At 60.4% G+C, this 14,130-nt stretch carries 12 protein-coding genes; 7 read left to right on the forward strand and 5 right to left on the reverse strand.

Annotation, left to right across the window (positions count from 1 at the left end; translation table 11 throughout):
• Positions 1–78 precede the first annotated feature (78 nt).
• From OA90_RS05100 to OA90_RS05120, 5 genes are all read left to right on the forward strand, one after another.
• Positions 79–3,333, forward strand: a complete 3,255-nt coding sequence (locus OA90_RS05100; protein ID WP_068408180.1) for a helicase-related protein — start codon at positions 79–81, stop codon at positions 3,331–3,333.
• Positions 3,333–3,734, forward strand: a complete 402-nt coding sequence (locus OA90_RS05105; protein ID WP_068408183.1) for an RNA-binding S4 domain-containing protein — start codon at positions 3,333–3,335, stop codon at positions 3,732–3,734. Before OA90_RS05100 ends, OA90_RS05105 begins: the two co-directional genes overlap by 1 nt.
• Positions 3,735–3,952: 218 nt before the next feature.
• Complete coding sequence (gene fdxA / locus OA90_RS05110) at positions 3,953–4,285, forward strand: ferredoxin FdxA (protein ID WP_068408184.1); 333 nt, start codon at positions 3,953–3,955, stop codon at positions 4,283–4,285.
• Positions 4,286–4,742: 457 nt separating this feature from the next.
• Positions 4,743–5,342, forward strand: coding sequence for a CarD family transcriptional regulator (locus OA90_RS05115; RefSeq protein ID WP_068408186.1), 600 nt, complete (start codon positions 4,743–4,745; stop codon positions 5,340–5,342).
• Positions 5,343–5,542: 200 nt separating this feature from the next.
• Positions 5,543–6,406, forward strand: a complete 864-nt coding sequence (locus tag OA90_RS05120; protein ID WP_068408201.1) for an RNA polymerase factor sigma-32 — start codon at positions 5,543–5,545, stop codon at positions 6,404–6,406.
• 30 nt (positions 6,407–6,436) lie between these two features.
• Here OA90_RS05120 and OA90_RS05125 read toward each other — a convergent pair whose 3' ends face one another.
• The 4 genes from OA90_RS05125 to OA90_RS05140 are packed head-to-tail and all read right to left on the reverse strand — an operon-like array spanning position 6,437 to position 10,400.
• On the reverse strand, positions 6,437–7,570 hold the full coding sequence (locus OA90_RS05125) for an ROK family protein (RefSeq protein ID WP_068408203.1): 1,134 nt from the start codon (positions 7,568–7,570) through the stop codon (positions 6,437–6,439).
• A 36-nt stretch (positions 7,571–7,606) separates the two neighbouring features.
• Complete coding sequence (locus tag OA90_RS05130) at positions 7,607–8,899, reverse strand: TRAP transporter large permease (protein WP_068408205.1); 1,293 nt, start codon at positions 8,897–8,899, stop codon at positions 7,607–7,609.
• The gene (locus OA90_RS05135; protein WP_068408207.1) at positions 8,889–9,407 is read right to left on the reverse strand and encodes a TRAP transporter small permease; all 519 of its coding nucleotides are present in this window, start codon (positions 9,405–9,407) and stop codon (positions 8,889–8,891) included. Before OA90_RS05135 ends, OA90_RS05130 begins: the two co-directional genes overlap by 11 nt.
• A gap of 18 nt (positions 9,408–9,425) precedes the next feature.
• On the reverse strand, positions 9,426–10,400 hold the full coding sequence (locus tag OA90_RS05140) for a TRAP transporter substrate-binding protein (RefSeq protein ID WP_068408209.1): 975 nt from the start codon (positions 10,398–10,400) through the stop codon (positions 9,426–9,428).
• A 171-nt stretch (positions 10,401–10,571) separates the two neighbouring features.
• Here OA90_RS05140 and OA90_RS05145 point away from each other — a divergent pair, with 171 nt between their 5' ends.
• Positions 10,572–11,312, forward strand: coding sequence for a glucosamine-6-phosphate deaminase (locus OA90_RS05145; RefSeq protein WP_068408211.1), 741 nt, complete (start codon positions 10,572–10,574; stop codon positions 11,310–11,312).
• Positions 11,313–11,325: 13 nt separating this feature from the next.
• Positions 11,326–12,342 (forward strand): N-acetylglucosamine-6-phosphate deacetylase, encoded by a 1,017-nt coding sequence (locus OA90_RS05150; RefSeq protein WP_082836856.1) that lies wholly within the window; start codon positions 11,326–11,328, stop codon positions 12,340–12,342.
• A 290-nt stretch (positions 12,343–12,632) separates the two neighbouring features.
• On the opposite strand, the gene OA90_RS05155 is transcribed toward OA90_RS05150, so the two are convergent.
• Positions 12,633–14,054: a M48 family metalloprotease gene (locus tag OA90_RS05155; RefSeq protein WP_068408730.1), complete on the reverse strand. Its 1,422-nt coding sequence runs from the start codon at positions 14,052–14,054 to the stop codon at positions 12,633–12,635.
• Positions 14,055–14,130: the final 76 nt, after the last annotated feature.

A 14,130-nucleotide genomic window follows, 5' to 3' on the forward strand; every position in this document is an offset into this window, starting at 1 on the left:
CGTCCCTCCTGCCTGTGGTAGACACCCTGCACCAGATATAGGCGACGCGCCCCAAGAAAGCCGGTCACGACTATTTCCATGCTCCGTCCTCAAACCTTGCCGCTGCCGCCGTCAGCACGGTCCCGCACCGTTACGGCGGTCCTGGGACCCACCAATACCGGAAAAACCCACCTCGCGATCGAGCGCATGCTTGCGCAATCGTCCGGGCTGATCGGGCTTCCGCTGCGCCTTCTGGCGCGCGAGGTCTATGGCCGGGTTGCCGACCGGGCCGGTACGGATGCAGTGGCACTGATCACCGGCGAAGAGAAAATCATTCCGAAAAACCCTCGTTTCTGGGTGTCCACGGTCGAGGCTATGCCGCTTGACCTGAATACGGAATTCGTCGCGATCGACGAGGTGCAGCTTGCCGGAAACCTGGATCGCGGCCATGTCTTCACCGACCGGATCCTGAACCTGCGCGGCAGATCGGAAACCCTGCTGCTCGGCGCGGCGACCATCCGTCCGCTTCTGGAAAGACTCGTGCCGGGCCTCAATGTCGTCACGAGACCGCGCATGTCCGTTCTGGAATATGCGGGCTCGAAAAAGGTATCGCGGCTGCCGGCCCGCTCCGCCGTGGTCGCCTTTTCCTCGGACGAGGTCTATTCCATCGCCGAACTGCTCCGCCGACAGCGGGGTGGGGCGGCTGTCGTTCTGGGCTCCCTGAGCCCGCGTACCCGGAATGCCCAGGTGGAACTCTTTCAGAACGGTGATGTCGACCATCTCGTCGCCACCGACGCCATCGGCATGGGTCTGAACCTCGACCTCCATCACATCGCCTTCGCGGGCAACCGCAAATATGACGGATATCAGTACCGCCAGCTCACGCCCTCGGAGATGGGACAGATCGCCGGACGCGCCGGACGGCACACGCGGGACGGTACCTTCGGAGTGACCGGCCGTGTCGATCCACTGAGCGACGACCTGGTCGAACAGATCGAAAGTCACCACTTCGACAGCCTGAAAGTGCTGCAATGGCGCAACAGTGCGCTGGATTTTTCATCCGCAGCGACGCTGCGGCGAAGCCTCGATACGGTCCCCACGGAAGACGGTCTGGCGAGAACGCCCACAGGGGACGATATCACCGCTCTTGAACATTTATTGCGCGATTCAGCAATATCCGACATGGTCAGAGGGGCAAAAGCGGTCGAATTGTTATGGGACGTGTGTCAGGTCCCGGACTATCGCAAGATCGCACCGGCGAACCATGCAGACCTGCTGAACACGATTTACACGCATTTGATGCAGGACAACGCAATTGCCGACGACTGGTTTAAACGTCAATTGGCCTTCGCAGACCGCACAGATGGTGATATCGACACTCTCGCGAACCGGATTGCTCACATCCGGACGTGGACTTATGTCGCCAATCGCCCTGACTGGCTGGCCGATCCGGCCCACTGGCAAGGCGAGACAAGCGCCATTGAAGACAAACTATCTGACGCCCTTCATGAACGGCTGACCCAGCGGTTCGTGGATCGGCGGACAAGTGTATTGATGCGACGTCTGAGAGAGAATGCAATGCTGGAAGCGGAAATTACCTCGAGCGGTGATGTGCTCGTCGAAGGTCAGCACATCGGAAATCTGCTTGGCTTCCGGTTTGCCCCCGACTCGGCGGCCGAAGGCCCCGACGGCAAGACGGTTCGTGCTGCCGCGCAAAAGGCCCTGACCACCGAGATCGAATCCCGCGCCGAAAAGCTGGGCAAGTCGGAAAACAGCGACTTCGTGCTGACCTCGGAAGGCGCGGTTCGCTGGCGCGGTGAACCGGTCGCCAAACTGGTCGCCGGCGAGGACGTGTTGTCTCCGACGGTTCTGCTGCTTGCCGATGAACACCTGACGGGCCCTGCCCGCGACGCGGTGCAGGCGCGCATCGATCTGTGGATCAAGGCACAGGTCGATACGCTGCTGAAACCGCTGGCCGATCTGAAGACCGGCGAAGGCCTTGAAGGCCTGGCCCGTGGCATTGCCTTCAGGATCGTCGAGGGTTTGGGCATTCTGGAGCGTCAGGACGCCTCCGACGAAATTCGCCAGCTCGACCAGGACATGCGCGCGTCCCTGCGCAAGTTCGGCGTACGTTTCGGCGCCTATACGATCTTCGTGCCTGCCTTGCTGAAACCCGCGCCGAGCCAGCTTCTTGCCCAGCTCTGGGCTCTCAAGCACGGCTCTCTCGACATGAACGGCATGGCCGAGCTGCCGCAGCTTTCCGCTTCCGGCCGCACGTCCATCCCGGTCGACGAAACCATCGACAAGGCGCTTTACAAGGTCGTCGGCTTCCGCGTCTGCGGCCCGAGGGCGGTGCGTGTCGACATTCTGGAACGCCTCGCGGACCTCATCCGGCCCCTGATCGCCTGGAAGCCGCTGGACGCGGACGTCAGCCCTCCAGACGGAGCAATCGCCCAGGGCGGCGGGTTCACGGTGACCGTTGCCATGACGTCCCTGCTCGGCTGCGCCGGCGAGGATTTCACCGCCGTTCTCAAATCCCTCGGCTACCGGGTGGAAACAAAAGAAGTGCAGCGTCCGGTGGCCGCGAAACCGGCGGCGGAGCAGGACAAGGCACCGGCTGCGGAAGCATCAGCGGAAACGGCGCCGGAAAGCGTTGCCGAACCTGCTGCGGAAGCGCAGGCCGCATCTCCTGCCGAAAGCACGGCCGAAAGCACGGCCGAGACCGACGTGACCGAGACGCCTGCCGCAGCACCGGAAACCACGGAACCTGCGTCAACCGCGACGGACACACCGGAATCCAGGGCTGCAGAACCACAGGCGAATGAACCGGCTGCCGAAGCAGCGGTTGACGTGGAGGAAGAGCCCGCTGCAGCCGAAGCTCCCGGAGAAACGGTTCCTTCGGAAGACGTGACCGAAACGCCAAGTGAAGTATCTGCCGAGGCACCTGCCGAAACACAGGATGAAGCAGCGGACACCGAGGCCTCTTCAGAGACTGCTGCGGCTGACGTCGCTATGGAAACCGTCACCATTGAAGTCTGGCGGCCCGGCCGTCATGACCGGCGGCCGCGCGGCCGCCAGGACAAGCGCCGTGGCGGGGACCGCAAGGCACAGGACTACAAGGCGGGTGCGGGTGAAAAGCGCCACGGCAAGGGCGGCCCCAACCGCAACCGCGGGGGCGGCCAGGCCGAGGGCAGGCACGGGGGCAAACATGGCGGTCAGCATGGCGGCCAAAGAGGCTCCGATAGCGGCAACCGGCGAGACAAGGCCCCCAGGGAAAAGCCGATTGATCCCAATTCACCCTTCGCGGCACTGCTGGCGCTGAAGGCGAACATGGACAACAAGGACAAGAAGTAATTCCTGCGCCCGACCCACAAGCCGCCGGTGGCGGACTGCGCATTGACAAGTGGCTCTGGTACGCCAGGGTCACCAAATCCCGCTCTCTTGCGCAGAAGCTGATCTCCTCGAGACACGTGAGGGTCAACAGCGACAAGGTCGTTACCCCCAGTAAGGCCGTGAAGGTAGGCGACGTGCTGACAGTCGCCCTGGACAGGCGGGTTCTCGTTCTGAAGGTCGCCGCGCTCGGCACCCGCCGTGGACCTTTCGAGGAAGCCCGCAAGCTCTATGAGGACATGTCTCCGCCGCCACCCAGGCAGGAACAGCCTTCCCATCCGGCGCTGCGTGAAGCCGGTGCGGGCCGCCCGACCAAGCGCGACAGACGCAAGATCGACGCCTGGCGCGGCGACAATGAGGGCTAAATCTCGTAATGCGCGTCAAAACAGAATAACTTTCTCATATCATCGCGGATTGCGTCATCCTGTGCGCTTGCACGCGCTTGCCAAAAACGATACCCAACATCGACAAGAGATTTAACGTTGCGGCTCCAATTTCGAGCAGGCCGCGCCAGGAACTGCCGGACCGGAGCTGAAAGGCCGAACCTGTCCCCCCCCGGGACCGGCACCGAGTGAGGATACCGATGACCTACGTCGTCACAGACAACTGCATCAAGTGCAAATACACCGACTGTGTTGAAGTCTGTCCCGTGGATTGCTTCTATGAAGGCGAGAATATGCTCGTCATCAATCCGGACGAATGCATCGATTGCGGTGTCTGTGAGCCGGAATGTCCGGCCGAGGCCATTCTGCCCGACACCGAACCCGGCCTGGAAAAGTGGATCGAGCTGAACGCCGAATACTCGGAAAAGTGGCCGAACATTACCGAAAAGAAAGATGCACTTCCCGAAGCGGAAGAGTTTGACGGCAAGGAAAATAAACTCGCGCAGTATTTCTCGCCGGAACTTCCGAAGTGATTCGCGCGATGCTTGCCGATACAAAGTGACACAAGCCTGACGAAATCGCGGGAACGCAGCGATTCCGCCAGATGTTTCAGGTACCTGGAAGATCGCCTCGCGATGGCGATCTGTGCCGTTTGCGCACCACAAAAGCGCAACACTTTAATTTTCCACAAAAGTATGTTATAAACAGCAATAGTCGCCAACCACGAGAATAACCCCATAAAACGGAGTCTTCTAAACGCGTCCCGGCCGCAAAGTTACCGGACAGCGTGAGGTCCCGGCAGCTCTGATGAGTGAACAAGGTTTTAAGGTGGAAATTGACGACTGACCAGCCCTGACACGCCGCACATCCACAGGCGTTCCACTTCGGATCGCCTCGACGGGATGCGTGTCACAAAAGAACAGGGGACCGCACCGCGGTCCGTCCCCGGTCCTGACCGGACCGATCAACTGCGCAGGAGAGAATATAAATATGGCAACGAATCCCAAAAAGACCGCGCAGCGTCAAGGTTTCAAAACCGGCGAGTACATCGTTTATCCGTCCCACGGAGTCGGCCAGATTACCGCCATTGAAGAACAGAACGTTGCCGGTCACTCTTTGGAGTTGCTCGTCATCGTTTTCGAACAGGACAAGATGACCCTGCGTGTCCCGGTCGCCAAGATCGTGTCCGTCGGCATGCGCAAGCTCGGCGACCCCGCAGCGGTCAAGAAGGCATTCGAAACCGTCCGTGGCCGGCCGCGCGTCAAGCGGACCATGTGGAGCCGCCGTGCGCAGGAATATGAAGCGAAGATCAATTCGGGCGATCTGAACTCGATCTCCGAAGTTGTCCGCGATCTCTTCCGGTCCGACACCCAGCCGGAGCAGTCCTATTCCGAACGCCAGCTCTATGAAGCTGCCCTCGACCGCATGGCTCGCGAGATCGCGGCCGTGAACAAGTGCTCGGAAACCGAGGCGGTCAAGCAGATCGAACAGAACCTGGCCAAGTCTCCGAGCCGCCTGAAGGCGGCGGCAGCAGCTGAAGCGGAAGCCGCCGAAGCCGAGGAAGATGACGGCAAGGAAGAAGCTGCCTGACCGATTGGCGGCTCTTGCCTTGAGCAATTGAAGAAGGGTCCGGATCTCTCCGGACCCTTCTTTCTTTTCAGCACATTACACCTGTCCAGGTCGCGCTCCTATCACGCAGAAGTGCACACTTACGGTCCCAAAGGAGGGTCGAAGTGATCTAACCTGACCATCGCTACGTAATCCCCCGATAACATATCGGAGTGTTGGTCATGTCCTTTAGCGAAAAACGGCAGCTTGTGCGGGCAGCGATGAAGGCCCCTTACCTCAGCCGCGAAGAGGAGCTGCAACTTGCCTACCGATGGCGGGACGATCGGGACGAGAAGGCACTTGAAAAGCTTTCCCTGTCCCATATGCGTCTGGTGATCGCGGTTGCCGCGCGCTTCCGGAACTTCGGTCTGCCGCTGGGCGACCTGATCCAGGAGGGGCATGTCGGACTGCTGGAAGCCGCCGCACGTTTCGAGCCGGAAAGGGAAGTGCGTTTCTCAACCTACGCGACATGGTGGATCCGGGCCTCGATACAGGATTACATCCTTCGCAACTGGTCCATCGTGCGCGGTGGAACGTCTTCCACCCAGAAGTCGCTGTTCTTCAACCTGCGTCGTCTGCGGGCGAAACTCTCCAACAGCCAGACACCGCTTACGGACAGCGAATTGCACCGCAAGATCGCCGATGCGATAGGCGTCAAACAGTCCGATGTTGCGCTGATGAACGCCCGGTTGTCCGGACCGGACACCTCGCTGAACGCGCCCATCACCGACAGCGAGGGCTCCAGTGCCGACAGGCAGGACTTTCTCGTTTCGGACGACCCGTTGCCGGACGAGATCGTCACCGGGCAAATAGACACCGAACGCCGCAACCGCTGGCTTTCCTCAGCACTGGAGGTCCTCAGCGAGCGGGAGTTGAAGATCGTCCGCGAACGGCGGCTTTCGGAAGAAGGTGCCACATTGGAGGCGCTTGGGGTGAAACTCGGTATTTCCAAGGAACGTGTGCGCCAGATCGAGAGCCGGGCGATGGAAAAGCTCAAGTCCGCCCTGCTCGCTGCCCAGCCGGATCAGGCCGTCTACAGCACCTGAATCGCCTTGCAATCCGGAAACCGTTCCGCATCAGTCACGGTTTCCGGCAAGGAAGTTCCTGAGGAGATCATCGAAGGGGGCATTCAGGGCGCCCAGTGCTTCCCGTCCGCGATCAATTTCACCAACAGACACCCGAATCCGGTCGACCGATTTGATCAGCGGCGAGCCCCCGATAGCGTCGACGAATTCTCGGAAGATCTCCGGATTCTGCACGAAGGGTCCCGTCAGGATGATCCGGTCGGGAAACAGGATCCGGCACAGGTTCGCCGTCAGCCGCAGCACCTGGGTCAATCCGGCACGGATCAGGGAATGGTCCTGCAGGTCGAGATGCCGGATTTCCGCTGCCAGACCGAGTTCGTCGAGCGGCAGGTCCGGATAATCCGCCTTCAGGGCGGGACGCAACGCCCACAGTGCCGCCACCGTTTCCAGACAATCCGTATTGCCGCAGGTGCAGGGGCGCCCCTTTGCATCCCCGAGTCCCCAATGGCCGATTTCGCAGAACCGTCCCCGATCCCGGTTGATGACCGATCCACCGCTGCAGAACGCGGCACCAATGCCGTAACCCCAATGGAGCAAAAGAGTGTTTTCGCTTTCGTCCAACCGTTCCTTGAGCCGGATTCCGGCCAGTTCGGCGTCGAGATTGCGGATCAGCACGATGTCCCACGGAAGATGCCCAAGGGCATCGGAGATCTGAAGGTTCTGGAGATTGGGCCAGCGTGAGGAGAAACACCACATCCGGCGCGGAACGTCCAGGACACCGGAGAGAGACAGCACCACCACCCCGAGCTCGACGCCCGCCGGCAGGGCTTCCGCGATTCCTGCAATGAGATCCTGAAAACACGCAGCCATTTCCGCGTTTCCAGCATCGCGCAGCGGTTCCACGGACTTTTCCAGCAGCACGCCGTAATCCATGTCGACGGCTCTGGCGACGAGCTTTCGGTCGATCACGCTGATGAGGACCGCGCAAAACCGGCGCGCGTTGAAATGCAGCGCCACGGCGGGACGGCCGCGCCCTTTGAGCTTGATCACAGCCTCGTGCAGGATGGCCTTGTCGACCAGCTCGCCGACCAGATCGGACACGCTGGTCGGCCGCATGGACAACTGATCGGCAACATCGCTGCGCGTGCGAGCGCGGCCGTCGCGAACCAGACGGGCAATGGTCATCAAATCCGATAGGCGTGTTGAATCCATGGGCCGGGTTTATCGCATAAGGTTCGGCAATGTCATAGAAATTGCGGGAATATAAGTGGTCAAAAACAGCACAACAAGCATTGCAAGATAAAACGGCAACATGCTTCTGGCGGCTTTTTCCAGCTTGATCCGTCCGATACTCGACCCAACCAGCAGGGAAACCCCGACCGGAGGCGTGCACAGGCCGATGCCCAGGTTCAGGATCATGATGATGCCGAACTGGATCGGGTCCACACCGACCTTGGTGACGATCGGCAGCAGGATGGGCGTCAGCAGCAGGATCAGCACCCCCATGTCCATGAGCATGCCCAGGACGAGCAGCAGCACGTTCACCGCCAGCAGAATGAAGACCGGCTCGCTGGACACCGAGAAGATCGCATTCGCGAGCACCGCAGGCACCCGCAAGTAGGACAACAGAAAGCCGAACACCGCCGAGGTCATGATAATGGCGGTCACCACCGCCAGCGTCGACAGCGAACCGGAAAGGATCCGCAAGACCGCTGGCATGCTGAGGCTGCGGTACCAGAAGACCGTGACACCAAGCGCATAAACCACCGCGACGGCAGCGGACTCCGTTGCGGTGAACACGCCGGTAAGGATGCCGCCGATGATGATGACGATGGTAAACAGCCCGATGACCGCATCCCCGAGGATGCGCAGGCCTTCGCCAAGATTGTAGGCGCCGCTGCGGGGATGCCCGTCGCGCCGGGCGATCGCGTAGCAGATGATCATCAGCGAAAGGCCGAGCAGCAGGCCTGGAATGTAACCGGCAAGGAAGAGCGTGGAGATGGGAAGGCCGCCTGCCGCCAGCGCGTAATAGATCATGTTCTGGCTGGGTGGAATGAGAACCCCCTGCACGGACGATGTCACGGTAACGGCAACCGAATAACCGGGGGGATAGCCGTTCCGCTTCATCGCGGGGATGAGAAACGATCCGATGGAGGCAACATCCGCGACCGAGGAACCGGAAATTCCTCCGAACAGCGTGCTGGCGACAACATTGCCCTGCGCGAGACCGCCGCGAACTCTTCCGACCAACACGTCGGAAACGCGCACGAGCTTGTCCGAGATTCCCCCCTCGGTCATGATATTGCCGACCAGAATAAAAAAAGGAACAGCCAGAAATGTGAACGAATTCAATCCGTTCACCATACGCTGCGCGATAACGAGGGGCGGCAGTCCCAGGTAGACGATGGTGACGAGCGAAGAAAGGCCCAAGGAAAAGGCGATCGGAATACGCAAGATCATCAGTCCGAGGAACCCGCCGAGCAGCAGCGAGATTCCGATCCAGTCAATCGACATGTACGACCTCCGGAATTTCGGTCTCCGCCCTATGGACATCCCGCAGCAGGATGTTGACGGCGGCATTGACGACACCGAGCCCGCCTCCGACCAGCGCGGGCAGATATAGAAGATATTTTGGCAGCAAGGACGCAGGCAGGACCTGGGCACCCGCGAGGGCGATCAGATCCCCGCCGTAGAGCATGACGACAAACATGAAAAGCCCCATGGCGAGCTGTGCGAAATAGTCGAGCGTCACGGCCGCAGGTTCGGGCAACCGGTCCCGAAGAAAGGTGATAGCCACATGCTCATGGCGGCGGATGCCGATGGCGACCGCCAGCATGCCGAACCAGACAAGGCAGAGAAGCGCGACTTCCTCCGACCAGCTGGTCGGACTGTTCACCGCGAAGCGCAGGAAGACCTGCATCACGGTCACAATCGTGATCACGCCCAGGAGCGCATGGCAGGCGAATGAAAAAAGCCGGTTCGTTGCGTCGATGACCGTCTTGAGTGCCCTTCGCCATGCCATGGAATGCCCTCCGGTTGCCTATTTCGCCTGATTGATCTTGTCGATCAGCGGTTTCAGTTCGGAAAACTCGTCATAAATGGGCATGACCGCTTCCTGGAAAGGGGCATTGTCGATCTCCACGACGGTTGCGCCACCTTCTTCGACGGTCTTGCGCGCCTTCTCGTTGGCTTCGCGCATGATTTCGCGCTCGTAAAGAACCGCTTCGCCCGCCGCCTTTTTCAAGGCAGCCTGCTGATCGGCTGGCAGGGACTCGAATTTGGCCTTGTTCATCAAAAGCAACGCCGGCGGGCTTAGATGGGCATCTTCGACATAATTCGGCGCAACTTCGTAGTGGGCCGAGGTGTGATAGCTTACATAATCGTTTTCGGCGCCGTCGATAACTCCCGTCTGCAGCGCGGAGTATACCTCGCCGTAGTTCATGGGGGTCGGAACCGCTCCGAGAAGCTCGACCATCCGGATGGATATCGGCGCCGGCTGGACGCGGATCTTCAGACCTTCCAGATCCTCCAGCTTGGTGACCGGCTTGCCTTCGACCGTATAGAACGAGCGCGATCCGGCATCCATGTAGCCAAGGCCGATCAGGCCGACATCGTTCAGATCCTCGAGGACTTCCAGGCCGACTTCCCCGTCGAGAACCTTATACTTGTGGTCCCAGTCGGCAAAAATATAGGGCAGGGCGAAAACGCCCATGCTCGGACTGACATTGGCCAGCACAACGGAATTGACGCGGGTCATATCTATGACCCCGGCCTGCGCCTGCTCGATCGTTTCCGGTTCCTGCCCGAGCTGGCCGCCATAGATGACGTCGACGGTGATTTCGCCATTTGAGTATTCCTTCGCCAGGTCGGCGAATTTCAGCATCGCGATCGTAACCGGATTGGTAGCGGGCTGGTTTTCCGCCAGCCGCAGAATCGTTTCGGCCGAAAGGGCCGATCCGCTGAGAGCTATTACGGCAACAGCCCCAGCGAGTGTCTTGAGTATTTTCTTGTTCATACCGTGTCTCCTCAGGAAGGTGCCCGGTCAAGCTTTCACGTCGATACGCATGAGTCAATATTAATATCATTTTTGATAAAAAATAAAATAAAGCAAATTATTGAAAGTTGACATATGAAATCAGAAATTACATTAATTACGAACGAGCTTGATATTAAATGTGAGGCAGACATGCACATCGAGATCCACGAAGATGGAGAGACATTGGGACTGGCGGCAGCAGCGGAGGGCGCCCGGATCCTTGAAGCGGCATTGGCAACGAAAGACCGGGCGGCGATTGTCGTCGCGACCGGAGCCAGCCAATTCGCAACTCTGCAGGCACTTGTCGCCAAGGACCTGGACTGGTCGCGGGTGACAGCATTCCATCTCGACGAATATGTCGGCATCGACACCGGGCATCCCGCCAGCTTCCGCCGTTATCTGCGCGAAAGGTTCACCGGTCCGCTCGGCAACCTGGGAGAATTCGTGGAGGTCAACGGCGATTCCGACGACCTGGAGGCGGAAATCGCCCGTCTGAATGCCCGCATCGCCGGAGAAACCATCGATGTCTGCTTTGCGGGCATCGGCGAGAACTGCCACCTGGCCTTCAACGATCCACCCGCCGATTTCGAGACGGAGGCGCCTTACATTACCGTTAATCTTGACGAGGCGTGCCGGCGCCAGCAGTTCGGCGAAGGCTGGTTTCCAACTTTGGAAGATGTTCCAGCCAGGGCAATCTCCATGTCGATCCGCCAGATCACTGCGTCACGCAAGGTCATCCTGTCCGTTCCCGACGAGCGCAAGGCGCAGGCGGTCGCCAATGCGGTTGAGGCGGAGGTGACCAGCATGCATCCTGCGTCCATTCTGCAGCGCCATGCGGATTGCAGCCTTCATCTCGACAAGGCTTCATCCAGCCTGCTCTCCACAGCATGAAAAAGCGGATATCATGATTACCGACGGTTTGTTCGATCTGCAGGTGAACGGCTTCGCGGGGGTCGATTTCAACGATCCCGGCATTACCGCATCCACCCTGGATCTGGCATTGGAAGCAATGCTCGTCTGCGGGGTTACCGGCTGCCTGCCCACGCTTATCACGGCGAGCCCGGAAACGCTTGCCGAGCGCATCCGCGCGCTCGACACGGCAGTGGCAGGCAGCCGGTTGGGCCCGACCATGGTGCCGGGATATCATCTGGAAGGCCCTTTTCTCAACGCGGCGACAGGCTATAGCGGTTGCCATCCCACCCAGGCCATGTCGGATCCGAACGCCAACCTCGTCGCAACCCTTGAGGCCGGCCTTACCAGATCGATCCTTTTGGTCACGCTTGCGCCGGAACGGAGCGGCGGCCCGCAGACCATCAGAGAGCTCCGAGCCGCCGGCAAGGTGGTTTCCATCGGCCATAGCGCAGCCGGCTTTCCCACTATCAAGGCCGCAGCCAACGCAGGCGCCACACTCTCCACCCATCTGGGCAACGGCCTTCCCGCCGAATTGCCGAAGCTGGACAACACGCTGCTTGCCCAGCTTGCCGAGCCGCGGCTGAAAGCGTGTCTCATCGCGGACGGCATACATATTCCAAGGGACGCGCTCGCCGCTCTGGTACATCTCAAGGGCATTGGCAACACCATACTCGTTTCCGATGCCGTCATGGCCGCGGCCGCCCCTGCCGGGCGCTACAGGTTCGCCGGAATGGACATCCTTGCCGACGAAAACGGCAAGGTGACGCGGCCGGACGGAGCTGGCCTGGCCGGCTCGGCGCTCCAACTCGACCAGGCGGTCCGCAATGTGACTGCATGGAACGTGGCAAATCCGGACTCTGCCGTTCGGATGGCAAGCCAGCATCCCAGAGCAGTGCTTGCCGCCGCCCCCGGCTTTTCCGGGTCGACCTTCGACCCTGGTCAGATTCGATGGAATTCCGCTATGGAACCCACCGTACTGCGCAAGGGCCCGGGTGCCGGAAGGAATTGACAACAGACATTTACAGGAAGAAGGCCCCACATTTGAGGCACTTTTGGTGAAACCCGGCATTTCCAAGGAACATGTGCGCCAGATCGAGAGCCGGACGATCTCATGAATTCAATTTAGCGCGGGAAGCTCTACAGGTCCCGGGCTTCTGGCAGCTTGGCGTCGCATGCATTGCTTGCGACCGGCATCAGCCCCCTCGTGGGGGAAGCGGGAGCAGGCGAAGATGCAATTTGGTGTGAAATTTATCCGGGCAGCTGTGTGTCAGCTTGAGTTGCCGACGAACTGAAGGTCGCTTAGTCAACAACCAGCTTCACCGCGGTCCCCGCCGGAATCGGGTCGTTCGCCGGCAGGTCGTTCAGGATCGAGAAAAACTCCAGACGCCGCGAGGGTTCGACACCGCTCATGCCGATTGCAAGTTTGCGCGGCGCATCTCCGGATCTGGTCTTGATCACCTTGATCCGCAAGGACCGCAGCCGCGCCCGTTCGGTCGGCGTCAACTGCGAGAAACTCTCGATCGTTTCGCGGAAATCCCTGTCGAACCTGTCGTTCGGCGAGCGGCTGGCGAAAATGAAGCGATAACCTGTCCGGCCGATGCGCAGAACCGCGATGCGGAAAGACCAGCCCTGTGTGATTGCCGCGCCCGTGACCCCCGGCAACCCGTTGATGGTGGTCTGACGAACGCTTTCCGGCAGCAGCCCGTTGATCCAGCCTGAATTCATGTATTGGACGAGATCGGAATATCCGCTGACATCCGCGCCGTCGAAGCGGATCGCGGTTCCGTCGCCGTTGCTGGCAAGCACGGCTTCCGGCGAATTCTCAAGAATGTATCCAGATGGCACGGTAAACCCGATGCCCAGCGCCTTGTGCAGGAACGACCGGCCACGGACAAACCCTTCCAGCGGATCGTCCCCGAACAGCATCCCGTCGATCTGGCCGAGATAGCGGTCCCTGTCGCGCTCGCCGATTCCCGGCGCGCCGATCTGACGGGCGGAACGGACGGCGATCTTCAGGCGTTCCGGCGTCGAGGGGTGCGAGGACAGGAAGTCCGGCGCGGAGGAACTAGACTTGTCCGCCGACTGGTAGCGCGCGAAAGCGGCCATGGAGCGCAGGAACCGGGCGGCGGCATAGGGATCGAAGCCGGCCTTGGCCAGCGTCTTGACGCCGATCGCATCCGCTTCCAGCTCCTGTACCTGGCTGAACCGGGCGAAGGACAGCTGCGAGGAAATGATCGCCTTGCGGGCTTCCTCTGAATCCTGAACCACATCGGTGAGGATCTTGTTCGCGAGTTGTTTGGCCTCCGCCCTCTCCTGGCGCTTGATGGCGTGATTGGCGGTCACATGCGCCATCTCATGGGAAAGTACCGCGGCGACTTCCGACGTGTCATTCGCCAGTGCCAGCAGGCCGCGCGTCACATAGAGATAGCCGCCCGGAAGCGCGAATGCGTTGATCGCCGGGGAATTCAGGATGGTGATCTTGTAGCTTTGCGACGGGTCTTCCGACGCGGCCACAAGACGGCCGACCACACTGGCGACGGCACGTTCTGCACCCGGATCGTTATAGACGCCGCCATAAGTGGCTACGACACGCGGATGTTCCCGCTCGCCGATATCATTGGCAAGGTTGGGGCGCAGGGTGCCCGGCGACACCGAACCCACGCTCGTGCCGTCCCCCAGAAGCTGGCAGGAGACGACCACCAGCGCCAGACTGCAGGCCATGGCGGTTCGCAGCCAGCGGCGCGCAGCCGTGCGGCCTGCCGTTTTCCGCGTCTCGACGAGAGACAACTGACGATAA

Origin of the sequence: Labrenzia sp. OB1 (assembly GCF_001624695.1) — a bacterium.
Classification (GTDB): Bacteria; Pseudomonadota; Alphaproteobacteria; order Rhizobiales; family Stappiaceae; genus Roseibium.